This is a genomic window from Anoxybacillus sp. ST70 (assembly GCF_019553625.1).
Classification (GTDB): domain Bacteria; phylum Bacillota; class Bacilli; order Bacillales; family Anoxybacillaceae; genus Anoxybacillus; species Anoxybacillus gonensis.
The window spans coordinates 133,060-155,679 of the sequence record NZ_JAHZOF010000005.1 but is presented as its reverse complement, the minus strand read 5'-3'; the positions used below and the strand labels follow the sequence as shown (position 1 = coordinate 155,679).

Sequence of the window (22,620 nt, the reverse complement as noted above, 5' to 3'; positions counted from 1 at the left end):
TTATGCTTCTTGTTCAACATAGTGCACAAGCTTGTTTAACGCTTCTTGTTCATCGGATCCATCCGCATAAATCGTAATGACCGCCCCTGTATGAATCGCTAAACTCATAACACCCATAATACTTTTTGCATTTACTTTTTTTCCGTCTTTTTCGATATAAACGTCAGCTGAAAAGCGGTTCGCTTCTTGAACAAACAACGCGGCTGGGCGCGCTTGTAATCCTGTTTTTAGGCGTACTTCCACTTGTTTTTCTACCATCATGTATTCCTCCTATAATTTTATAAAGATTTATGAAAATCAATTGGCTGACCGGCGCGAAGCCGTTCTGCAATTTCATCTAATTTGCGCAGACGATGGTTAATACCAGATTTGCTAATTTTTCCTCCCGTAACCATTTCCCCAAGTTCTTTTAATGTTACATCTTGATATTCCATGCGCAATTTTGCAATTTCACGAAGTTTTTCTGGCAGTTGATCAAGTCCAATCGTTTCGTCAATATAACGAATGTTTTCAACTTGGCGTAACGCTGCGCCAATCGTTTTGTTTAAGTTCGCCGTTTCGCAATTGACAAGACGATTGACAGAATTGCGCATGTCGCGGACGATGCGCACATCCTCAAATCGCAGTAACGCTTGATGTGCTCCGATAACGCTTAAAAACTCGGCAATTTTCTCCGCTTCTTTTAAATACGTAATAAATCCTTTTTTTCTTTCTAATGTGCGGGCATGTAAATGAAAAGCCGTGTTCATCAGTTCACAAAGCGATTCGTTATGCTCACGATACAATGAAAAGATTTCTAAATGATAAGACGATGTTTCCGGATTGTTGACGGATCCCCCTGCTAAAAAGGCACCACGCAAATACGAGCGCTTGCAACATTTTTTTTGCACAAGCTCTGGTGAAATGGAACGGACGAAAGAAAATCCTTCTTCCATAATTTTTAAATCTGACAATAACTCATGCGTCCCTTCTACCACGCGTACAATATACACGTTGTTTTTCTTCAGGCGCATCTTTTTACGAACAAGTAGTTCGACCGCTACGTCGTACCCTTTTTTTAATAACGTATAAATTCGCCTTGCAATCGCGGCATTTTCCGTTTGAATATTTAACAATAAACGGCGATTGGAAAACGAAATCGAACCGTTCATTCGAATTAAGGCGGACAATTCCGCTTTTAAACAACACGTTTTTACTTCGATATTCGTCAATTCTTTTTTTGTTTCCGATGCAAACGACAACAATCTCACCTCCTATGAATATGTGCCGTGCGAAGGAGGTGCAAGGAGCGAAACGAGCAACGCCGCTACTTTTTTTGTATCGTGACGCACCGTTCCATCTCGCTCATCGATGATCGCATCACAAATGACTTGTAAACCGAGCGCCTCTAACTTTTCCGTATCACAAACGACTGGTGCAGCCCATTCTTTTGCATACCGTTCTTTTGTTTCTGGCAAAATCGGCGCATCGTTTACAATGATTGCATCTAAAAATGCACACGCCATATGATCATACAGCGCTTTCACATGATCGCTCGCCGTATAGTTTAACGTTTCTCCTGCTTGGGTCATGACGTTGCATATATATACTTTTTTCGCTTTTGATTGACATACCTCTTCGCCAATTTTAGGAACGAGTAAGTTCGGTAAAATGCTTGTATACAAACTCCCGGGACCGATGACAATTAAATCAGCCGACCGCAATTCCATAATCGTTTCTTCGAGCGGTTCAATATTTGCGGGAGTTAAAAATACACGTTTTATTTTTTTTCCGGAATACGGAATTTTCGACTCCCCTGATACAATCGTCCCATCTTCCATTTCCGCATGCAACACAACGCTTTCATTCGCTGCTGGCAACACTTTTCCGCGCACATTTAACACTTTCCCCATTTCACGAACTGCATGCACAAAATCGCCCGTAATAGACGTCATCGCCGCTAAAATTAAATTACCGAGCGAATGACCTGATAACCCATTTCCGTTTTCAAAACGATGTTGAAACAGTTCAACGATGAGTGGCTCCACATCAGAAAGCGCAGCAAGCACATTTCGAATATCTCCAGGCGGGGGCATATCGAGTTCGTCGCGCAATCTTCCCGAGCTTCCGCCGTCATCTGCAACGGTCACGATCGCTGTTAAATCGACATTATATTGCTTTAACCCACGAAGCAACACAGGGAGACCTGTTCCCCCACCAATGACAACAATTTTTTTCATCGGTGCGTATCCTTTCTTTTTGCAATATCTCGATGTGACACGTGCGTTGTATATTCGTCTGCAAAATGGCGCGCGATATACTCCGCTAACGTAACAGAACGATGCTGTCCACCTGTACATCCGATGGCAATCACCACTTGGCTTTTTCCTTCTCGTTTATAGTGCGGGAGCATAAACGCCAGCAAATCTGTTATTTTTTCAATAAATTTTTGCGTTTCCGTCCACTTTAATACGTAAGATGACACTTCTTCATCTAATCCTGTTTTTGGGCGCATATGTTCAATGTAGTGCGGATTTGGTAAGAAGCGGACATCAAAAACGAGATCAGCATCAATCGGTAGACCGTATTTAAACCCGAATGAAACGACATTGACAGAAAAAGTGGTCGTTGCTGGCGTTGCAAATGTTTGAACAATTTTTTCACGCAGCTCTCGCGGTTTTAAGCTGGACGTATCAATAATCATTTGTGCGCGCCCTTTTAATTCTTCAAGCAACTCGCGCTCCAACTTAATCCCTTCAAGCGGCAACCCGCTTGGCGCAAGCGGATGAGAACGGCGCGTTTCTTTATAGCGGCTGACGAGCGTCGCATCGCTTGCATCTAAAAATAAAATTTGTGGGGTTACCCATGATGTTTCCGCTAAATCATCCAACGCCGCAAAAAGACGGTCAAAAAAGTCACGGCTCCGCAAATCCATGACGAGTGCAATTTTATTCATTTTATTTCCTGATTCTCGAATTAATTCAAGAAACTTCGGCAACAATGTCGGCGGTAAATTATCGACACAAAAATAACCTAAGTCTTCAAAACTTTGGATAGCTACCGTTTTTCCTGCCCCCGACATCCCTGTAATAATAACCATTTGAACATGTGCTGAACCTGTGCTCATCTTCCTCTCCCCTTTCTTTAACTCGGATCCAGTCGGTAAGACAACAGCTCAAATTCCTCTGTATACGTAAACGTGCCGTACATAATTCCTGTTCCTTTAATGACATAATCAATAATATGGTAATCGCCCGGCGCCATCGGAAGCGTTGGAATGTGCTCAATTGGATGCCAAGCAAGTTCCCCTTCTTCACATTGTAATACGTTTTCACCATCAAAATGTTCCGCAAAAAATGTGAACATCATCCACTCCGAAACGACTTCTTCTCCTCGTTTCATGACAAATGTAAATACCCCTTTTAATTGCGGGTTTTTAATATAAATGCCTGTTTCCTCGCGATATTCGCGCACACAAGCTTCTCGTACTGATTCTCCTTGCTCCATTTTTCCACCCGGCGCCACCCACCAGCCACGCCGAGGCTTTTTCAACAATAGAACGTGTCCGTCTTTCACTAATACGCAGTTCGTTACTCGTTGCAACGTCCGTTCACCTCAATAATGAATATGTTTTTTTCATTATACTATTTCTTACAAACGGTCACAAAGTATAAATTTTGAAACGTTTTCATCACATAAAAAAGAAAGCACGGGACAAAAGCCCGTGCCAACAAGTGTATATAAAAAGGGGGTCAATTACTTACTTTTATCATACTCTTTTATTGTTTCAAGCGTGTTACAGTTCAATTAAAGCAACATTACGTTTTTATTACTTAATGTTAAGCTTTTCCTTCAGTTCTTCTACGTAATGTTGTGCGCTTTGTGCCGCAATACTTCCGTCTCCTGTTGCCGTAACAATTTGACGAAGCGACTTTTCACGAACATCCCCCGCTGCAAAAATGCCAGGCACTTTTGTTTCCATCAATTCGTTCGTTTCAATGTAGCCATTTTCATTCGTAATGCCGAGCGACGCAAACGGCTTTGTTAATGGCACCATACCGATGTAAATAAACACTCCATCACATGGAAACTCACGCTCTTCCCCTGTTTGCGTATGAACGAGCGTCACGCTGCCGACACGACCATCTTTTTCGTTAATTTGCTTTACTGTATGATTCCAAATGAAATCAATTTTTTCATTTGCAAACGCCCGTTGCTGTAAAATTTTTTGTGCACGCAACTGGTCGCGGCGATGAACGATCGTCACTTTGCTTGCGAAGCGTGTTAAATATACGCCTTCTTCTACTGCCGAGTCTCCACCGCCAACGACGACAAGCTCTTTTCCTTTGAAAAACGCTCCGTCACATACTGCACAATATGAAACGCCGCGTCCCCCTAATTCTTTTTCACCAGGAACGCCAAGCTTTTTATACTCCGCTCCTGTCGCAATAATAATCGCACGCGCTTTATATTGTTGGTTGCTTGTTACAACCGTTTTATATTGTTCGCCATCAATCACTTCTTTCACATCGCCGTATGCATATTCAGCGCCGAATTTTTTCGCATGTTCAAACATTTTTGTCGCCAATTCCGGTCCAAGAATATGGTCATAACCTGGATAGTTTTCTACTTCTTCTGTATTTGCCATTTGACCACCAGGAACTCCGCGCTCAAGCATAAGCGTCGATAAATTCGCCCGCGATGTGTATACCGCTGCCGTCATTCCTGCTGGACCTGCACCGATAATAATGACATCATAAATTTTTTCTTGTGACACGTTTCTTCCACCCTTTCTGCATGGCTTCTCCATTTTATCGTTTCCATATTTCTATCGTAATACAACAAAACAAAAGGGTCTATTAACTTGCTCATTCGTGCCACTTCTGTTTAATCACTTTCACATACTTTCCGATCGTTGCGACGGACACCCCATAACGTTCTGCCATCATTCGCTGCGTCACACACTCACCACGATGTTTACGAAACATATATTCAAACGCCGCCGCCCACGCTTCGTGATTAGAAAACGAATCAATTTCCTTCATTGTCTCAACGAAGAAAGAAAACCAAGCAATATATAAAGGCTCATATTCAAAACCGTTATGTTGAACAAGTAACGTGACAATGCGGTGCGCATCTACCATAGGCTTTTGGCGGTCATGATCATATACGTAATCGCTCCACTGTTGTAAAAGCGGATGAGACCACGCTTGCTTTGGAAACGGACAATCGTCTGCTATAAACGATTTGCTAATTAAATATAGCGCATAAAATGAAGAAGCCACATCTTGCTTTTCAAATAAAGATTGAATATGTTCAATCGTCTGTTCACGATAGCGCCACGGCTCGCTTCCTCTTTTATCTGGATGAAGCGCAATTAATTTTTGCCACATCGACTCCGCTAACGTGCGATATCCCATATGATATGCAGCATATGCATACCAATAATAAAACGGTGCATCTCCTTCAAAGCCGCGCCGTTGCAATTGACGGAACCATTGAAACGCTAAATCATAGCGTCCGACAATTGCAAACGTCACTCCAAGCTTGTAACGATGCTCGAGTGAAATCGGATATACTCCTTGCAACGACTGGGTAAGTGAAAACAATCGCTCTTGCTCTTGTAAATAATACGAAAACACCGCATCGTTGCAAAGGGCATGCAAATTGCCTGGATTTTGTTGCAAAATGTATGCGATCGTTTGTCTTGCTTTTTCGACATTCCCTTGATAAAAATAAGCGAGCGCTAAATTGTTATAAGCAGCCCAATTTTCTGGATGTTGTTCAATCATTTCTTCAAACAAAGCAATCGCTTCCTGAAATTCACCTTTTTCAAGCAACGCGCGAGCTCGTTCTTGTTTCATTAACATCTCATCGTAATTGATCCACTCATCGTCATCTTGTTCAATCGTTAAAATATCTAATAAATCGAGCGTATATTCCGCAAACTCCCCATCTGGCTCGCGTTCCATATACTGTTCAGCATACTTCGCCGCCTCGCCAAATAACCCTAAGTGGGCATAGTTGTTTGCTAAAAAATAAAAACATTCCGTTAAATGACTATCATGTTCAATAACGCGCAATAACCATTCGTTCGATTGCGCATATTCCCCCAATTCTGACAATACAATCGCCAATTGGCACGCAAATGTGCTTTGTTCTGGTTCAAGTTGCACCGCCCGTTGCAAATATGCTTTCGCTTTATGCAAATCCCGGCGACGATAACATGTTAATCCTTTATTAAAAAAGTACGTACCGTCTTGAATAAACGGAATGACTTTTCCGACACGTTTTTGCAAATGTTTTTCCATCGAACCCTCCATGTTGATTTCTTTCACCGAAAGAAAGTATACCACATTTTCGCTTCAGAACAACATGGATGGGGAAAAAAGGATCAGCGATGACGCTCCGCTAATACAGAAAGCACATCATCGAGCGATACGCGCTGCTCACGCAACAAAACGAGCAAATGATATAATAAATCGGCTACTTCCCATCGCAGTTCTTCTTTTGAACGATTTTTTGCTGCAATAATGACTTCTGCGGATTCTTCTCCAACTTTTTTTGCGATCTTATCAATTCCCTTTTCAAATAAATATGTTGTATACGATCCTTCTGGACGTTTCGCTTCACGCTCCGCAATGACCGATTCTAACACATTTAGCACCGCAAAACGATCTGGTTTAACAACAGGCTTTTCACCTTGCAACCGATGATGAAAACAAGAGTACTCTCCTGTGTGGCATGCCGGTCCTTTCGGCTCAACAAGAATAAGAAGCGCATCTGCATCACAGTCGTAGCGAATATCAACAACTTTTTGTACGTTTCCGGACGTTTCTCCTTTATGCCATAACTCTTGCCGCGAGCGGCTGTAAAACCATGTTTCTTTCGTTTCTAACGTTTTTTGTAACGATTGCTCGTTCATATATGCTAATGTCAACACTTCTTTACTATGTGCATCTTGTACGATTGCCGGCACAAGCCCTTGCTCATTAAATCGAATATTCATCGAACGTTTACCCCCTTTTCGCGCACGTATTGTTTCACTTGCTGGACAGACGTTTCTTTATAATGAAAAATCGAAGCAGCTAATGCGGCATCTGCTTGAGCCGTTTGAAACACCTCGACAAAATGTTGAGCGCACCCTGCCCCTCCCGATGCAATAACAGGGACGGATACCGCTTCACTTACTCGTTTCGTCAACGCCAAATCAAAGCCGTCTTTTCCGCCATCGCGATCCATGCTTGTTAATAAAATTTCTCCTGCTCCGCGCTTCACAGCTTCTTTCGCCCATGCAACAACTTCCCAATCCGTCGGACGTCGACCGCCGTGCGTATAAACACGCCACGATTGCATCGTTGGATCGTACTTTGCGTCAATCGCGACAACAATACATTGCGAACCAAAAAATTGTGCCCCTTCTGTAATAAGCTCTGGACGCAACAATGCCGATGTATTGACAGACACTTTGTCCGCACCCGCACGCAAAATCGTTTTCATATCTTCTAATGTGCGAATGCCGCCTCCGACAGTAAACGGGATCGCAAGCTGAGCAGCAACGCGCCGAACGACGTCTACCATCGTTTTTCGTCCTTCATGTGATGCGGAAATATCTAAAAACACAAGCTCGTCCGCCCCTTGCTCATCGTATATGCGCGCAAGCTCAACCGGATCGCCCGCATCGCGCAACGAAACAAATTGTACACCTTTTACGACGCGACCATCTTTCACATCTAAACAAGGGATAATGCGTTTTGTAATCATTTCTCCACCGCCTTTAACGCCTCAGCGACGGTAAACTGATTTGTATATAACGCTTTGCCGACAATTGCTCCACATACTCCGTCGTTTTCGAATTGTTTTAAAGCGCGTAAATCATCAAGCGAGCGAATGCCTCCGGAGGCGATAACACGTTTGTTCGTTTCTTTCGCTAATCGAACGACCGCATCGATATTTGGCCCTGATAACATGCCGTCTGTCGCAATATCCGTAAAAATAAATGTTTCCGCTCCAGCTTCCGCAAGCTGTTTGCCAAGTTCAACCGCTTCGATCGTTGATGTATGCGTCCATCCTTCTGTCGCAACAAACCCATTTTTCGCATCAATGCCGATGACAATGCGCTCACCATATGTGCGAAGCATCGCTTTCACAAACGGAGGATTGGAAATGGCTGCGCTCCCTAAAATGACGCGCGCCACACCTTGCTCTAAATAATAGGCAACATCTTCTTCCGTGCGAATGCCACCACCAATTTGAACGTTTACTCCAAGCTTCTTTGCTACTTCAACGACGAACGCATCGTTCACTCGTCTCCCTTCTTTTGCTCCATCTAAATCGACCATATGAATCCATGTCGCACCTTGCGAAACAAACGAACGAGCCATTTCAACCGGGGAATGTCCGTATACTGTTTCCTGATTGTAATCTCCTTGTATAAGACGAACGCACTTTCCGTTGCGCATATCGATCGCTGGATAAATGGTAAACATTAGCCCCTCTCCCTTTCTACAATCCTCGCATAGTTTTGCAATAGACGCATACCGAGCGTTCCGCTTTTCTCGGGATGAAATTGTGTACCAAATATTGTGCCACATCCAACAACCGCAGGAACTTCCACATCATATTGGGCGCTAGCTAGCACAACCGTTGGTTCATTCGTTTGCACATAATACGAATGAACGAAATATACATGCCCTCGGTCAACACCATCAAAAAGCGGAGATGGTTGATGAAAAATGAGCTCGTTCCATCCCATATGTGGTACTTTATATCGTTTTCCCTCTTTTGTCATACCGCTAAAACGAACGACGCGACCTGGAAGCAACTTTAACCCAGCCGTCAAACCGTTTTCTTCGCTTTCTTCAAACAATAGTTGCATCCCTAAGCAAATGCCGAGAATCGGCTTTCCTTTTGCTACTTGTTCATGAATAAATGAGTCTAGCTTCGTTTCCGTCAATATGTGCATCGCATCTTTAAATGATCCAACGCCCGGTAAAATGAAGCCATCTGCTTGGCGCAGTTTATCTTGATCACTTTCAACAATATACGGCACGTTTAGCCGTTCTAACGCTTTACTGACGCTATATAAATTTCCCATTCCATAATCAATGATGCCGATCATTTACAACATCCCTTTCGTCGACGGTACCGATTTCACGCGCGGATCGATCATCGTTGCCTCATCGAGCGCACGAGCGAGTGCTTTAAATACTGCTTCAATCATATGGTGCGTATTGCGACCGTAATGGATGATGACATGTACATTCATTCGTGCTTCTAATGCTAGTTTCCATAAAAATTCGTGCACGAGCTCGACATCAAACGTCCCTACTTTTTCACTCGGAAACTGGCCGCGAAACTCAAGATGTGGACGATTGCTTACATCAATCACGACTTGGGCAAGCGCATCGTCCATCGGAACGAGCGCATTTCCGTATCGTTTGATCCCTTTTTTATCACCGAGCGCTTCTCGAATCGCTTGCCCTAAACAAATGCCAATATCTTCCGTCGTATGATGATCGTCAATGTGCGTATCTCCTTTTGCGTGAACAAATAAATTAAAATGTCCATGTTTTGTAAACAAATCAAGCATATGTGTTAAAAACGGAACCCCTGTTTCTAACTCCGCCTTTCCTTCCCCATCAATCGTAAACGAAAGCTCAATTTGTGTTTCATTCGTCACCCGTTTGATTGTCGCTGTTCGCATCATTTTTCTCTCCTTTTCAATCGTTCCTCTACTGCTCGCGCATGTGCTTCAAGCCCTTCTAACCGCGCAAATGCTGCAATTTTTTCCACATGTTGTTTCCATGCTTGCTCGCTATAAAAAACGATGCTTGATTTTTTCATAAATGCGTCGACTGTTAGCCCAGAAGAAAAACGAGCGGTACCATTTGTCGGTAATACATGATTCGTTCCCGCAAAATAATCTCCAACCGGTTCAGAGCTGTACGGACCTAAAAATATCGCACCTGCATGTCGAATGTCACTTAATTGCTCAAACGGCTCGGCCGTCATAATTTCTAAATGTTCTGGCGCTAATTCGTTCACAACGTCAATCGCTTGTTTCATCGTATCGGTCACATAAATGACACCATAATCACGGATCGCTTTTTGTGCGATGTTTTTTCGCGGGAGGGTAGCTAATTGCTTTTCGACTTCTTCTTCTACTTTTAACGCAAGCTGTAAAGACGGTGTAACAAATATGCTAACCGCTCGTTCATCATGTTCCGCCTGCGATAATAAATCCGCCGCAATTTCATTCGGCTTTGCCGTCTCATCCGCTAGCACAACAATTTCGCTCGGTCCCGCAATCATATCAATATCGACTTGACCGAACACTTCTCGTTTCGCGAGTGCGACATAAATGTTTCCAGGTCCAAAAATTTTATCGACTGGCTCAATCGTCTCCGTGCCGTACGCTAATGCAGCAATCGCTTGAGCGCCGCCAACTTTATATATTTCTTGAACACCAAGCTCACATGCCGCAACAAGTACAGCAGCCGGCAACGTTCCACGCTCATTTGGCGGGGAAACGATGACGATGCGCTTTACTCCAGCCACTTGCGCAGGAATGACATTCATCAATACCGATGACGGATAAGCTGCTGTTCCACCCGGCACATATAAACCGACCGCATCAAGAGGCGTCACTTTTTGGCCAAGAATCGTTCCATCTTCGCGCGTCATAAACCATGACGTCGTGCGTTGCCGCTCGTGATATTCGCGAATGTTTTGTGCCGCTTCGCGAATAATATGAACCATTTCTTCGTCAATGAGCCAATACGCTTCTTCAATTTCTTCTTGCGTAACCGCTAGCGTATGAAGTGAAATGCCATCAAACATTTCCGTATATTTTTTTAGCGCGGCATCTCCGTTATTTCGCACATCCTCAATCATTCGTTTCACCGCTTGTCTTTGTTCTTCCGTTCCGCTTTCAATCGTCCGCCGAAGCGAGACCGTCCCTTGCACACGTTCAATTCTCATTGCTCTCCCTCGCTTTCTCGATCGCATATGTTAAACGATCAACCATATGTTCAATCGCTCGATCTTGCATGCGATAACTCACTGGATTCACAATAAAACGCGACGTCACATGAACAATTCGTTCAAGCTCAACGAGCCCGTTTTCTTTTAACGTTCGCCCTGTCGAAACAATGTCGACAATTCGTTCCGCTAAACCGATCAGCGGTGCTAATTCCACTGACCCATTCAGTTTAATAATTTCAACTTGCTCCCCTTGTTCACGAAAATATGTCGATGCAATATTTGGATACTTTGTTGCGACTCTTGGGGCGATCGGGTGAACGCGCGTATTCGGCAACCCTGCTACCGCCAAATAACAAGGACTAATGCGCAAATCTAACATTTCATACACATCTCGCTCTTCCTCAAGAAGCACATCTTTCCCAGCAATGCCGACATCGGCAACCCCGTGTTCAACATATGTCACTACGTCCATCGGCTTCGCTAAAATAAAGCGTAACTGTTCATTTGGGACGTCAATCATCAACTTTCGTGAATGTTCTAAGTCATCAGGAATGTCGTAGCCCGCTTGTTTTAACAGTACGAGCGCCTCCGTAAAAATACGTCCTTTTGGCATAGCAACCGTCAGCATCATCGTTCATCCTTTCCGCGTTTCCCTAGTACATACACCACGTCATCAAACGATGCCGTAAATGGATCCATATTTTGAATGCCTGCGACGTGCTGCAATACGACGTTTTCTCCTTTTTGTCTCATTTCCGTCGCTTTCGCATACGCCTCAGCGAAACGTTCTTGACTAAAAATGATGCACGTCGTTTTTTCTCTACGGCGTTGCTCCCCAATCGCTTCCATCAAACGATCGAGCCGCACGCTAAAGCCAGTCGCAGGGGACGGGCGATGAAATTTCGCCAGCAATTCATCGTATCGTCCACCATTTCCAAGTAAAAATCCAACATTTTTTGCGTACACTTCAAAAAGAACGCCGGTATAGTAACTCATATGGCTCACTAAGCTCATATCTAATTTCACCATATCCGTAACGCCATATTGGTCAACATACGTCCATAATTGTTCTAATTCATCAAGAGCGCGCTGCTCTGCCTCTGTCGTTGCATACGTTTTTGCTTCTGCAATGACTTCCTCTCCACCCCTTAATGTTAAAAGGCGTAAAAGGCGATCGCGATCAATCGAAGAAAGCGGCAATGACTTGACGTGTTCTCGATAACCGACGTAATTTTTTTCGTATAAAAAGCGGCGCAACGTTTCTACTCGTTGTTCTTGACGCAAAACATCGAAAAATAACGCATCAACATAACCAATATGACCAATCGTTACCGTAAAATCACATAGTCCGGCCCGCTTTAACGCAAAAATCATTAAACTAATCACTTCCGCATCAGCATACATCGTGCCGTCTCCGATGTATTCCACACCCACTTGTTCAAACTCTGCCGGTCGCCCTCCTTCCCGCTGTTGAGCGCGAAACACATTTGCTGCATACGCTAAACGGAGCGGACAACCTTCCTCATACAGCTTTGAGGCCGCTAAACGAGCAATAGGAGCAGTCATATCTGGACGCAACACGAGTGTATGTCCTTCACGATCAAGCAACTTAAATAGTTGCTGATCTAAAATGGCCGATGCCTTTCCGACCGTTTCATCATATTCTAGCGTTGGCGTTTCAATAAACGAATATCCCCACGTTTCGATTTCTTGCATCATCGCTTCGCGCAACGCACGTTTTGTTTTATATACATCCGGCAACGTATCCCGCATGCCGAGCGGCTTTTCAAACATAAATACTCTCATTTTCGTCCCGTCCTTCTTTTACTTTAGTTCGCTAATATATTAGCAAAGTAAAGCTTGTTATTTGTAGTTTACTCCCCGTTTTTCGTTTCGTCAACTACAAACTCATTCGATGTTTTTCAACTTGAATCCTTTCTATTTAATAAAAAAACGCCTTAGCGTTCGCTAAGACGAATGATTTGCATCGGATTGCCGCCAACAAATGCGCCAGCTGGCACATCGCGATGTACGAGCGTACCTGCGGAAACAACGGCACGATCCCCGATCGTCACACCCGGCAAAATGGTTGTATTCGCTCCAATCATGACATCGTCGCCGATGATAACGTCTCCAAGCCGATACTCGTTCACTAAATATTCATGCGCTAAAATCGTCGTATTATAACCAATAATTGTGTTATTGCCAATGCGAATTTTTTCTGGGAACAAAATATCTGGCATCACCATGAACGCGAGCGCCGTATGTTCGCCAATTTCCATGCGTAAAAACGTGCGATACAACCAGTTTTTCAGCGGAAAAAAAGGAGTATACCGCCCGATGAAAATGATGATGACATTTTTCAATACTTTCCAAAACGAAACGGTTCGATATAGTTGCCATAAAGAGTTTGCCCCTTGTACAGCATGGCGTTCAGTTTTTCTCAACGCCAGTCACCCCTAAAATACTTAACAAATCGCTCATTTTCTCAAGCATAAAATCCGGCTCGTATTTAGCTAAATACTCGCGTCCTTTAATCGTCCAAGCCACCCCTGCCGTTTTTGTCCCCGCATGTTTTCCTGCTAAAATGTCATGGTGATTATCCCCGACCATTAACGTTTCTTCCGGCTTCGCTTGCAAACAAGCGAGCGCTTTTTCAATCGGTTCCGGATGCGGCTTCGCATGCTCAACGTCATCGAGCGTAATGATGCATTGGAAAAACGAGTCTAACTTTGTTAACTTCAATCCCATATTGACCGTATGACGAATTTTCGTCGTCACAATGCCGAGTTTAAACCCTTGTTCGTGTAACGTTTGTACCGTATCATATACCGTTTCATATTCTTTCACTAACGCATCATGATGGGCATGGTTAAATGCCCGATACGTTTCAATCATTTCATCGACGCGCTCTGGATTGATCGCTTCAAACGTATCACGCAATGGCGGACCAATAAAAGCAAGCACATCTTCGCGCGTATATTGATTTGGATAGTAATGGTTGAGCGTATGCAAAAATGATTCAATAATTAAGTCATTCGTATTAATAAGCGTTCCATCTAAGTCAAACAAAATCGTATTAATATTCATACGTTGCTTCCTTTCTTTTTCGATGTTCCATGCGATTCCAAATGAAACTGAGCGTAGCCGTCAATAAAATAGCTGTGACAAGCCGAATGATAAGAAGCGGCCAGACGGGAATACCAAGCGGCACAAACAATAGCGTATCTTCTACAACCGCATGGCACGCCACTAAAAATAAAAACGTTAACGTTAAATCTTTTTTAGACACCCCATCTTCTTTCACCGCTTGAATCATCACGGCTGCACCATAAGCGAGCCCAAACAATAAACCTGCCGCCATCGTCAGCGATGCATTTTCACGAATGCCGAGTAAACGCGCAAACGGGGATAACCATTTCGAAAACGTATCCAGCCACTTTAATTCTTTTAACACTTGAATGGCAATCATCAACGGAATAATGATCAACGCAAGCTGTCCAATGCCGTATAACGCTTTTTCGATTCCTGTCCAAGCGATTTCCCCCCACGTATTCGGCGTGGTTGAAGCCTGCGGTACAAGTCCGTATTTCGCCATTTGTTGCCCGCCATCCCAAAAGACGTGAATGAGCCAAGCCGCACTAAACGCTAACCCGACGCGAACCGCAACCGTCCACCAAACACGAACACCGACTTGTGCTGCAACGGCAGACTCAACGAGCATATTGTGCGAAAACGACAACATAACAGCTAAAATAAACACTTCTTTCACTGTCAAATCCATCGTTAACATCGCACCGATGCCAGCGTATAAATTTAAAAAATTGCCGAGCACTAAAACGAGCGCGGCATCCCCCGGCAAACCGATCCAACGCATCATCGGCGTCAAACCGTTTGTCACCCAAGGCAAAACGGGGGAATATTGTAGCAACGTCACAATGACGGTAATCGGAAAAATGACTTTTCCGAGCGTCCATGTCGTTTTCAATCCAACAAACAAACCCCTTCGCAACATGACCGCCTTCCCTCCCTTCGTTTAATCGTTATACCGCTCGTTTGCTAAGCCGCGCATGCGGCGCAAAACGATCATTCCAACCGCAAAGACAATAAGCAACAATGAAATAAACTGCGCCATACGAATCGTTTCTGTCAACATTAAGCTATCTGTGCGCAATCCTTCAATGAAAAAGCGCCCGATTGAATACCAAATGATATACGTGAAAAATAACTCTCCCCGCCTTAAATTTCTTCTCCGCAACGCAAGCAAAACGAGAAAGCCGAGCATGTTCCATAATGATTCATATAAAAACGTCGGATGGTAATATTGCCCTTGTATGTACATTTGATTAATGATCCAGTCCGGCAAATGCAAGCTTTCTAAAAACGCACGCGACACAGGGCCTCCGTGCGCCTCTTGGTTCATAAAGTTGCCCCAACGCCCGATCGCCTGCCCTAAAATAATGCTCGGCGCTGCAATATCAGCTAATTTCCAAAACGACAATTTTCGCTTTTTCGCAAAAACGATGCCTGTCACAATCGCACCAATTAAACCGCCATGAATGGCCAAGCCACCGTGCCAAATTTGCGGAATTTCACTTATATGTTTGGAATAGTAGTCCCATTGAAACATAACGTAATACGCACGTGCGCATAAAATCGCAATCGGCACAGCAATTAATACAAGATCAACAAACGTTTCTTTTCGTATCCCTAGCCGTTCGCTTTCTCGCGTAGCTAGCCAAAGCCCAAGCAATACGCCCGTCGCAATAATGACACCGTACCAATAAATTGTAATTGGACCGAGATGGAAAAAAACGCGATCGAGCGGTTCAATATGCATGAACATTCCCTCTCATCCTCTCATTCATAATCATGTTCCGCATCGCCAATCGCATCTGCCAAGCGTGCAGAAAATTCTTCCGCCGCATTCACGCCCATACGTTTTAGACGGAAATTCATCGCTGCCACTTCAATAATGACCGCTAAATTTCGCCCTGGACGAACAGGGATCGTCAATTTCGTCACTTCCGTATCAATAATTTTTACCTTTTCTTCTTCAAGACCGAGACGATCGTATTGTTTATTTGGATCCCATAATTCTAAATCAATGACAAGCGAAATGCGCTTATGCGGGCGCACTGCTCCCGCCCCAAATAACGTCATCACGTTAATGATGCCAAGTCCGCGAATTTCAAGTAAATGTTCAATCAGCTCCGGCGCGCTTCCAATAAGCAAATTTTCATCTTCTTGGCGAATTTCGACACAATCATCCGCCACGAGACGATGTCCACGCTTCACGAGCTCTAGCGCCGTTTCACTCTTTCCGACGCCGCTTTTTCCTGTAATGAGTACACCGACACCGTACACATCGACAAGCACACCGTGCACAGCAGTCGTCGGCGCTAGCTTACTTTCTAAATAGTTTGTCAGACGGCTAGCGAGTCGCGTCGTTTTCATCGTCGAACGCATCACCGGCACTTCTTTTTTTTCCGATGCTTCAATCAGTTCTTTTGGCACTTCTAATCCGCGTGAGACGATAATCGCAGGGGTAATATCGGTACATAACTTTTCCATGCGCAATCGCTTTTCTACAGGTGTTAATCGTTCAAAAAAAGACAGTTCTGTCATGCCGAGCAATTGTACACGTTCCGCTGGATAATATGCAAAATAGCCGGCCATTTCAATGCCCGGACGAGATAAATCACTCGTTGTAATCGGACGATGAATCCCTTCCGCCCCGCTTACAAGCTCAAATTGAAACTCATCAATTAAATCTTTTGTCCGCACTTTCGGCATATGAATCCCTCCTTCTTCCTTTTCTCATTGTAACACTTTCAAGGAAAAATAAAAACGCTCACGCACGAAGCGGAACGTTTTACTTTTCTTTTCGCACCGACTCAATAATTAAGTGAAATAGAGAAATAGCAAGCGATGCAAATAATGCCGTACGAAACCCACCAATTTGAAACGAACTTCCCATCAGCCATGCCGTCATTGCTAATGTCATTGCATTAATGACGAACAAAAACAGCCCGAACGTCAATACAGTGACAGGAAGCGTTAGTAAAACAATTAGCGGTCGAACGAACGTATTGAGAAAAGACAAAAGAACACTTGCAACGAGCGCTGCCCCAACGCTTGATAAATAAATGGAGTCAAAATATCCGGCTAGCGCCAGCAATAAAACAGCGTTGATTGCGATATGTGCCACCCATCTCATACAACGTTCTCCTCACTCGGAATAATTAACAATGCAAGCGCATATAAAATCGCAAACGGCATGATGCCGGTAATCAATAATAAAGCGACAAACAATAAACGAACGACAGTTGCATCCATATTCATATAAGCTGCTAATCCGCTCAACACGCCCCCAACCATACGATCATGACGAAGCCGCACAAGTTTTTTCACTCATATATCCCTCCCGCTTCCTGTATCACTTGTATACCTTTTATAATATTCCAAACAATGACAACCACATGTACAATGCCGCCAAAAACGATCCCGATGAATGGAAGGCCAATCCATCCGTCTACCCCAACGATCGTGAATATAAAAAACAATCCAAACGCCATCATGACAATCGCAATAGGGATGAGATGGGACAATAACGATTTTTTCGCATGCTCTTTTACTCGTTCATGTTTTGTGACAAAATAAACGATAATCGGAAATAAAAACGGAGCAAAAAATACACTGAAATAACATAACGCCGCAAGCAATTTATTTCCTTCCATCCATATCCTCTCCTTCCTTCTTACTTATACATACGATTGATGAAAAAGAAAGTTTCGCAAAAAAAAAAAACCGAGCGCATTATACGCTCGGTATACGTTGACGCATTCGTTCGCGGTCGCGTTGTAAAATCGGTTGTAAATACCGTCCTGTATATGATTGCTCTATTTGTGCAACTTGTTCTGGTGTACCTGCCGCAACGATTTGTCCGCCACCATCTCCACCTTCTGGTCCAAGGTCAATAATATAGTCTGCCGTTTTAATGACATCCAAATGATGTTCGATGACAAGCACCGTATCCCCTTGTTCAACGAGCCGCTGTAAAACGTTTAATAAACGGGCAATATCATCAACATGCAAACCCGTTGTCGGTTCGTCTAAAATGTATAACGTTCTTCCTGTTGAACGACGATGTAGCTCCGATGCTAATTTCACCCGTTGCGCCTCGCCTCCAGAAAGCGTCGTGGCTGGCTGCCCGAGTTGCATGTAGCCAAGCCCGACATCGTAAAGCGTTTGTAGCTTTCGTTTAATTTTCGGGATATTTTCAAAAAACGTCAACGCCTCTTCGACTGTCATATCAAGCACTTCCGCAATGTTTTTATCTTTATATTTCACTTCCAACGTTTCGCGGTTGTACCGTTTCCCGTGACATACTTCACACGGCACATACACGTCAGGCAAAAAGTGCATTTCAATTTTAATAATTCCATCCCCGCGGCACGCTTCACAACGTCCGCCCTTTACATTGAAGCTAAACCGCCCTTTTTGATATCCACGCATTTTCGCTTCGTTCGTCGTCGCAAATAAATCGCGAATATCGTCAAAGACGCCTGTATATGTCGCAGGGTTCGAGCGCGGCGTCCGCCCGATTGGCGACTGATCAATGTCGATCACTTTATCTAAATAGTCGATGCCGCGAATGTCTGTATGTTCTCCCGGCTTCACTTTCGCATGATGTAGTTTTTGCGCTAACGCCTTATGCAAAATTTCATTAACGAGCGTGCTTTTTCCTGAACCGGATACACCTGTCACCGCAACAAACAGTCCGAGCGGAATGCGAACATCGACGTTTTTTAAGTTGTTTTCTCGCGCCCCGATCACTTCAAGCCAACGGCCGTCTGGCTTTCTTCGTTCAATCGGAAGCGGAATAAATTTTTTCCCTGATAAATATTGACCCGTTAACGAACGCGGATCGTTCATTACTTCTTCCGGTGTTCCAGCAGCGACAACTTGTCCGCCATGTGCCCCCGCTCCCGGTCCGATGTCAATTAAATAGTCCGCCGCAAGCATCGTATCTTCATCGTGCTCTACGACAATGAGCGTGTTCCCTAAATCACGCATGCTTTGCAATGTCGCAATTAACCGATCGTTATCACGCTGATGAAGCCCGATAGACGGTTCGTCTAACACGTATAATACACCGGTTAAGCGCGAGCCAATTTGCGTTGCGAGTCGAATGCGTTGCGCCTCCCCACCGGAAAGCGTTCCTGCAGCCCGATGCAACGTCAAATAATCAAGTCCGACGTTTTTTAAAAAGCCAAGCCGTTCAACAATTTCACGTAAAATTAAATGGGCGATTTTTTGTTCTTTTTCCGTTAACTGAAGCGTTTCAAAAAACGCCAATGCTTCGTTCACCGACATCGCTGTCACTTCGCCAATATGTTTACCACCAATGAAAACAGCTAAACTTTCTTTTTTTAGTCGATTGCCATGACACGTCGGACACGGTTGTTCAGTCATATATTTTTCCATTTGCTCCCGTACGTAATCGGACGTCGTTTCCCGATAACGCCGTTCAACGTTGCGCACGACTCCTTCAAATTCAACATACGTTTCACGCACATGACCGAAGTCGTTTTCATAACGAAAATATATTTTTTCCCCATTTGATCCGTACAATAAAAGATCGAGCTGTTCTTTCGGCAACTGTTTTACAGGCACGTCCATATCGATGCCGTAATGTCGACATACCGTTTCTAACAATTGGGGATAATATTGCGAGCTTTGCGGTTCCCATGGCGCGAGCGCATGTTCACGAAGCGTCAGCTCTTTGTTAGGAATCACTAAGTCGAGATCCACTTCAAGTTTTGCCCCTAATCCGTCGCACGATGGACATGCGCCGTACGGGCTGTTAAATGAAAATAGGCGCGGCTCTAGTTCGCCGATTGAAAAGCCGCAATGCGGACAAGCATGATGTTCACTAAATAACAATTCTTCTTGTCCGATCACATCGACGAGCACTTTTCCTTCTGCAAGCTTTAACGCCGTTTCAAGCGAATCAGCAAGACGCGACTGAATGCCTTCTTTCATCACAATGCGATCCACGACGACTTCAATAGAATGTTTTTTATTTTTTTCAAGCACGATGTCTTCCGATACGTCACGCAACTCTCCGTCGACGCGAACGCGCACATATCCTTGTTTTTTTATTTCTTCTAACGTTTTCACATGCGTCCCTTTTCGTCCGGAAACGATAGGCGCTAATATTTGCATCTTCGTCCGCTCTGGATATTGCATCAGACGGTCAACCATTTGTTCAATCGTTTGTGACGTAATTTCAATGCCGTGCGTTGGACAAACAGGGCGACCGATGCGCGCAAACAATAAACGTAAATAATCGTAAATTTCCGTCACCGTTCCGACTGTGGAACGTGGATTGCGGCTCGTCGTTTTTTGGTCAATGGAAATGGCAGGCGACAGCCCTTCAATCGAATCGACGTCCGGTTTGTCCATTTGCCCTAAAAATTGGCGAGCATATGCTGATAACGACTCGACATAGCGCCGTTGCCCTTCCGCATAAATGGTGTCAAACGCAAGCGATGATTTTCCAGAGCCAGATAACCCTGTTAACACAACAAGTTTGTTGCGCGGAATGACGACATCAATATTTTTCAAATTGTGCGCACGCGCTCCTTTGACGACAATATGATCCATTCGTTACACCTCAGCTTTCAATTCTAAAATGAGATCGCGCAGCTCAGCAGCACGTTCAAAATGAAGAGCTTTTGCTGCCTCTTTCATTTCTTGTTCCAGTTTGGCGATGAGCGCAACACGCTCTTCTTTCGATAAATGGCGAACGTCTTTTGTTTCATACGTTTCTTTTTCTTCTGCAGCAAATGTCGCACGAATGACATCTGGAATGTCTTTTTGAATCGTTTTTGGCACGATGCCGTGCTCGCGATTGTACGCTTCTTGAATGGCGCGACGCCGCTTCGTTTCGTTTATCGCGATTTCCATCGATTTTGTGATTGTATCTGCATACATAATGACGTGACCGTTTGCATTGCGCGCCGCCCGTCCAATCGTTTGAATAAGCGAACGTTCAGAACGTAAAAATCCTTCTTTATCCGCATCCAAAATCGCCACAAGCGACACTTCAGGAATATCTAGCCCTTCTCGCAATAAGTTAATGCCGACGAGCACATCATATTTACCTAATCGTAAATCACGAATAATTTCAATACGTTCGAGCGTCTTAATTTCTGAATGCAAATAAGCAACTTGAATGCCGATATCTTTTAAATAATCGGTCAAGTCTTCTGCCATTTTTTTCGTCAACGTCGTCACAAGCGTTCGTTCATTGCAAGCGATCCGCTTTTGAATCTCATCGACTAAATCGTCAATTTGTCCTGCAATTGGACGTACATCAATGGTCGGATCTAACAATCCGGTCGGACGAATAATTTGCTCGACAACTTCTCGGCAATGTTCTAGCTCATACGGACCCGGTGTGGCAGAGACGTAAATGACTTGATTCACTTTTTGTTCGAATTCTTCAAACGTCAGCGGACGGTTATCTAACGCGGACGGCAAACGGAAGCCATGTTCCACAAGCACTTCTTTTCTCGCTTTGTCGCCGTTATACATGCCACGAATTTGCGGCAATGTGACGTGCGATTCATCGATGACAATTAAAAAATCGTCAGGAAAATAGTCTAATAACGTATAAGGCGTTGAGCCAGGCGGTCGCAACGTTAAATGGCGCGAATAGTTTTCGATGCCTGAACAAAAGCCCATTTCTTTCATCATTTCAATATCGTAGCGCGTCCGCTGTTCTAACCGTTGCGCTTCAAGCAATTTTCCTTGCTCGCGCAGCTCACAAAGCCGCTCTTCAAGTTCTTTTTCAATATTTTCAATCGCCAGTTTCATTTTTTCTTCGCGCGTGACGAAGTGAGAGGCTGGAAAAATCGCCACATGTTCTCGTTCCGCCATCACATATCCCGTCAACGCATCTACTTCGCGAATACGCTCAATTTCATCACCGAAAAATTCAATACGAATACAATGCTCATCGCGCGAAGCTGGGAAAATTTCAACGACATCTCCGCGCACCCGAAACGTCCCACGGCGAAAATCAATATCGTTTCGTTCGTATTGAATGTCGACAAGGCGACGAAGCAAATGATCGCGCTCGATTTCCATACCGACGCGAAGCGAAACGACAAGTTCGCGATATTCTTCCGGTGAACCTAAGCCGTAAATGCATGAAACGCTTGCGATAATAATGACGTCGCGCCGCTCAAATAACGCAGACGTCGCGGAATGGCGCAATTTATCAATTTCATCGTTAATGCTCGCATCTTTTTCAATGTACGTATCCGTTTGCGGCACGTACGCTTCCGGCTGATAATAATCGTAATAGCTAACAAAATATTCAACAGCGTTGTTCGGGAAAAATTGTTTAAACTCGCTATATAACTGACCCGCTAACGTTTTATTATGAGCGATGACTAACGTCGGTTTATTTACTTGTTGAATGACGTTTGAAATCGTAAACGTTTTTCCTGTTCCTGTTGCCCCAAGCAACGTTTGATGCTTTTTCCCTTGCTGAATCCCTTCGACAAGCTTCGCAATCGCTTTCGGCTGATCGCCGCGCGGCTCATAAGCGGATACTAATTGAAATGCGCTCACATTCGT

Annotated in this window: 25 protein-coding genes; all 25 read right to left on the bottom strand. The window is 44.2% G+C overall.

Annotation, left to right across the window (positions count from 1 at the left end; genetic code table 11):
- The 25 genes from K1I43_RS08870 to uvrB all read right to left on the bottom strand — a co-directional run bounded on the left by K1I43_RS08870 (position 1) and on the right by uvrB (position 22,614).
- The gene (locus K1I43_RS08870) at positions 1-258 is read right to left on the bottom strand and encodes an HPr family phosphocarrier protein (protein WP_035062829.1); all 258 of its coding nucleotides are present in this window, start codon (positions 256-258) and stop codon (positions 1-3) included.
- A 20-nt stretch (positions 259-278) separates the two neighbouring features.
- Positions 279-1,241, bottom strand: coding sequence for a DNA-binding protein WhiA (whiA, locus tag K1I43_RS08865; protein ID WP_021093696.1), 963 nt, complete (start codon positions 1,239-1,241; stop codon positions 279-281).
- Positions 1,242-1,253: 12 nt separating this feature from the next.
- Entirely contained in the window at positions 1,254-2,219 is a 966-nt protein-coding gene (locus K1I43_RS08860) for a gluconeogenesis factor YvcK family protein (protein WP_021093697.1), read from the bottom strand.
- On the bottom strand, positions 2,216-3,106 hold the full coding sequence (gene rapZ, locus K1I43_RS08855; RefSeq protein WP_220382649.1) for an RNase adapter RapZ: 891 nt from the start codon (positions 3,104-3,106) through the stop codon (positions 2,216-2,218). Before rapZ ends, K1I43_RS08860 begins: the two co-directional genes overlap by 4 nt.
- A gap of 17 nt (positions 3,107-3,123) precedes the next feature.
- The gene (locus tag K1I43_RS08850; protein ID WP_009362297.1) at positions 3,124-3,582 is read right to left on the bottom strand and encodes an NUDIX hydrolase; all 459 of its coding nucleotides are present in this window, start codon (positions 3,580-3,582) and stop codon (positions 3,124-3,126) included.
- Positions 3,583-3,808: 226 nt separating this feature from the next.
- The gene (trxB, locus tag K1I43_RS08845; protein ID WP_009362298.1) at positions 3,809-4,756 is read right to left on the bottom strand and encodes a thioredoxin-disulfide reductase; all 948 of its coding nucleotides are present in this window, start codon (positions 4,754-4,756) and stop codon (positions 3,809-3,811) included.
- A gap of 91 nt (positions 4,757-4,847) precedes the next feature.
- The gene (locus tag K1I43_RS08840; protein WP_220382648.1) at positions 4,848-6,290 is read right to left on the bottom strand and encodes a tetratricopeptide repeat protein; all 1,443 of its coding nucleotides are present in this window, start codon (positions 6,288-6,290) and stop codon (positions 4,848-4,850) included.
- Positions 6,291-6,373: 83 nt separating this feature from the next.
- Complete coding sequence (gene hisIE / locus K1I43_RS08835; RefSeq protein ID WP_009362300.1) at positions 6,374-6,988, bottom strand: bifunctional phosphoribosyl-AMP cyclohydrolase/phosphoribosyl-ATP diphosphatase HisIE; 615 nt, start codon at positions 6,986-6,988, stop codon at positions 6,374-6,376.
- Positions 6,985-7,743 (bottom strand): imidazole glycerol phosphate synthase subunit HisF, encoded by a 759-nt coding sequence (gene hisF, locus K1I43_RS08830; protein ID WP_035066234.1) that lies wholly within the window; start codon positions 7,741-7,743, stop codon positions 6,985-6,987. Before hisF ends, hisIE begins: the two co-directional genes overlap by 4 nt.
- The gene (gene hisA, locus K1I43_RS08825) at positions 7,740-8,468 is read right to left on the bottom strand and encodes a 1-(5-phosphoribosyl)-5-[(5-phosphoribosylamino)methylideneamino]imidazole-4-carboxamide isomerase (RefSeq protein ID WP_035066231.1); all 729 of its coding nucleotides are present in this window, start codon (positions 8,466-8,468) and stop codon (positions 7,740-7,742) included. The genes hisF and hisA overlap by 4 nt, the downstream gene beginning before the upstream one ends.
- Positions 8,468-9,100 (bottom strand): imidazole glycerol phosphate synthase subunit HisH, encoded by a 633-nt coding sequence (hisH, locus tag K1I43_RS08820; RefSeq protein ID WP_035066228.1) that lies wholly within the window; start codon positions 9,098-9,100, stop codon positions 8,468-8,470. The genes hisA and hisH overlap by 1 nt, the downstream gene beginning before the upstream one ends.
- Positions 9,101-9,688 (bottom strand): imidazoleglycerol-phosphate dehydratase HisB, encoded by a 588-nt coding sequence (gene hisB, locus K1I43_RS08815; protein ID WP_035066225.1) that lies wholly within the window; start codon positions 9,686-9,688, stop codon positions 9,101-9,103.
- Positions 9,685-10,962 (bottom strand): histidinol dehydrogenase, encoded by a 1,278-nt coding sequence (hisD, locus tag K1I43_RS08810; protein ID WP_035066222.1) that lies wholly within the window; start codon positions 10,960-10,962, stop codon positions 9,685-9,687. Before hisD ends, hisB begins: the two co-directional genes overlap by 4 nt.
- A complete protein-coding gene (hisG, locus tag K1I43_RS08805) occupies positions 10,952-11,593 on the bottom strand; it encodes an ATP phosphoribosyltransferase (protein WP_026011628.1) in 642 nt (213 codons plus the stop codon). The genes hisD and hisG overlap by 11 nt, the downstream gene beginning before the upstream one ends.
- Positions 11,593-12,771: an ATP phosphoribosyltransferase regulatory subunit gene (locus K1I43_RS08800; RefSeq protein WP_009362307.1), complete on the bottom strand. Its 1,179-nt coding sequence runs from the start codon at positions 12,769-12,771 to the stop codon at positions 11,593-11,595. The genes hisG and K1I43_RS08800 overlap by 1 nt, the downstream gene beginning before the upstream one ends.
- A gap of 152 nt (positions 12,772-12,923) precedes the next feature.
- On the bottom strand, positions 12,924-13,412 hold the full coding sequence (locus tag K1I43_RS08795) for an acyltransferase (protein WP_009362308.1): 489 nt from the start codon (positions 13,410-13,412) through the stop codon (positions 12,924-12,926).
- A complete protein-coding gene (gene ppaX / locus K1I43_RS08790) occupies positions 13,399-14,055 on the bottom strand; it encodes a pyrophosphatase PpaX (protein ID WP_009362309.1) in 657 nt (218 codons plus the stop codon). The genes K1I43_RS08795 and ppaX overlap by 14 nt, the downstream gene beginning before the upstream one ends.
- A complete protein-coding gene (locus K1I43_RS08785; protein WP_136260183.1) occupies positions 14,045-14,980 on the bottom strand; it encodes a nucleoside recognition domain-containing protein in 936 nt (311 codons plus the stop codon). Before K1I43_RS08785 ends, ppaX begins: the two co-directional genes overlap by 11 nt.
- A gap of 21 nt (positions 14,981-15,001) precedes the next feature.
- Positions 15,002-15,811 (bottom strand): prolipoprotein diacylglyceryl transferase, encoded by an 810-nt coding sequence (gene lgt, locus K1I43_RS08780; protein ID WP_026011629.1) that lies wholly within the window; start codon positions 15,809-15,811, stop codon positions 15,002-15,004.
- A gap of 14 nt (positions 15,812-15,825) precedes the next feature.
- Positions 15,826-16,761: an HPr(Ser) kinase/phosphatase gene (gene hprK, locus K1I43_RS08775; RefSeq protein WP_009362312.1), complete on the bottom strand. Its 936-nt coding sequence runs from the start codon at positions 16,759-16,761 to the stop codon at positions 15,826-15,828.
- Positions 16,762-16,840: 79 nt separating this feature from the next.
- A complete protein-coding gene (locus K1I43_RS08770; RefSeq protein ID WP_019417468.1) occupies positions 16,841-17,185 on the bottom strand; it encodes a phage holin family protein in 345 nt (114 codons plus the stop codon).
- Positions 17,182-17,379, bottom strand: a complete 198-nt coding sequence (locus K1I43_RS08765) for a PspC domain-containing protein (protein ID WP_009362314.1) — start codon at positions 17,377-17,379, stop codon at positions 17,182-17,184. Before K1I43_RS08765 ends, K1I43_RS08770 begins: the two co-directional genes overlap by 4 nt.
- Positions 17,376-17,705 (bottom strand): magnetosome magnetite crystal formation protein family, encoded by a 330-nt coding sequence (locus K1I43_RS08760; RefSeq protein ID WP_009362315.1) that lies wholly within the window; start codon positions 17,703-17,705, stop codon positions 17,376-17,378. Before K1I43_RS08760 ends, K1I43_RS08765 begins: the two co-directional genes overlap by 4 nt.
- 79 nt (positions 17,706-17,784) lie before the next feature.
- Positions 17,785-20,637: an excinuclease ABC subunit UvrA gene (gene uvrA / locus K1I43_RS08755; protein ID WP_012576039.1), complete on the bottom strand. Its 2,853-nt coding sequence runs from the start codon at positions 20,635-20,637 to the stop codon at positions 17,785-17,787.
- 3 nt (positions 20,638-20,640) lie between these two features.
- On the bottom strand, positions 20,641-22,614 hold the full coding sequence (gene uvrB / locus K1I43_RS08750; protein ID WP_012576040.1) for an excinuclease ABC subunit UvrB: 1,974 nt from the start codon (positions 22,612-22,614) through the stop codon (positions 20,641-20,643).
- Between the last annotated feature and the right edge of the window lie 6 nt (positions 22,615-22,620).

What these genes read in the sequence shown, in the direction of transcription:
- hisH (WP_035066228.1), bottom strand. Translation starts at nt 9,100, where the DNA reads ATGATCGGCATCATTGATTATGGAATGGGAAATTTATATAGCGTCAGT.
- K1I43_RS08785 (WP_136260183.1), bottom strand. Translation starts at nt 14,980, where the DNA reads ATGTTGCGAAGGGGTTTGTTTGTTGGATTGAAAACGACATGGACGCTC.
- lgt (WP_026011629.1), bottom strand. Translation starts at nt 15,811, where the DNA reads ATGTTCATGCATATTGAACCGCTCGATCGCGTTTTTTTCCATCTCGGT.
- K1I43_RS08860 (WP_021093697.1), bottom strand. Translation starts at nt 2,219, where the DNA reads ATGAAAAAAATTGTTGTCATTGGTGGGGGAACAGGTCTCCCTGTGTTG.
- K1I43_RS08800 (WP_009362307.1), bottom strand. Translation starts at nt 12,771, where the DNA reads ATGAGAGTATTTATGTTTGAAAAGCCGCTCGGCATGCGGGATACGTTG.
- uvrA (WP_012576039.1), bottom strand. Translation starts at nt 20,637, where the DNA reads ATGGATCATATTGTCGTCAAAGGAGCGCGTGCGCACAATTTGAAAAAT.
- rapZ (WP_220382649.1), bottom strand. Translation starts at nt 3,106, where the DNA reads ATGAGCACAGGTTCAGCACATGTTCAAATGGTTATTATTACAGGGATG.
- K1I43_RS08840 (WP_220382648.1), bottom strand. Translation starts at nt 6,290, where the DNA reads ATGGAAAAACATTTGCAAAAACGTGTCGGAAAAGTCATTCCGTTTATT.
- ppaX (WP_009362309.1), bottom strand. Translation starts at nt 14,055, where the DNA reads ATGAATATTAATACGATTTTGTTTGACTTAGATGGAACGCTTATTAAT.
- hisG (WP_026011628.1), bottom strand. Translation starts at nt 11,593, where the DNA reads ATGCTGACGGTTGCTATGCCAAAAGGACGTATTTTTACGGAGGCGCTC.
- hisA (WP_035066231.1), bottom strand. Translation starts at nt 8,468, where the DNA reads ATGTTTACCATTTATCCAGCGATCGATATGCGCAACGGAAAGTGCGTT.
- K1I43_RS08760 (WP_009362315.1), bottom strand. Translation starts at nt 17,705, where the DNA reads ATGGAAGGAAATAAATTGCTTGCGGCGTTATGTTATTTCAGTGTATTT.
- hisB (WP_035066225.1), bottom strand. Translation starts at nt 9,688, where the DNA reads ATGATGCGAACAGCGACAATCAAACGGGTGACGAATGAAACACAAATT.
- K1I43_RS08870 (WP_035062829.1), bottom strand. Translation starts at nt 258, where the DNA reads ATGGTAGAAAAACAAGTGGAAGTACGCCTAAAAACAGGATTACAAGCG.
- K1I43_RS08770 (WP_019417468.1), bottom strand. Translation starts at nt 17,185, where the DNA reads ATGAGATGGGTGGCACATATCGCAATCAACGCTGTTTTATTGCTGGCG.
- hprK (WP_009362312.1), bottom strand. Translation starts at nt 16,761, where the DNA reads ATGCCGAAAGTGCGGACAAAAGATTTAATTGATGAGTTTCAATTTGAG.
- hisF (WP_035066234.1), bottom strand. Translation starts at nt 7,743, where the DNA reads ATGATTACAAAACGCATTATCCCTTGTTTAGATGTGAAAGATGGTCGC.
- hisD (WP_035066222.1), bottom strand. Translation starts at nt 10,962, where the DNA reads ATGAGAATTGAACGTGTGCAAGGGACGGTCTCGCTTCGGCGGACGATT.
- hisIE (WP_009362300.1), bottom strand. Translation starts at nt 6,988, where the DNA reads ATGAATATTCGATTTAATGAGCAAGGGCTTGTGCCGGCAATCGTACAA.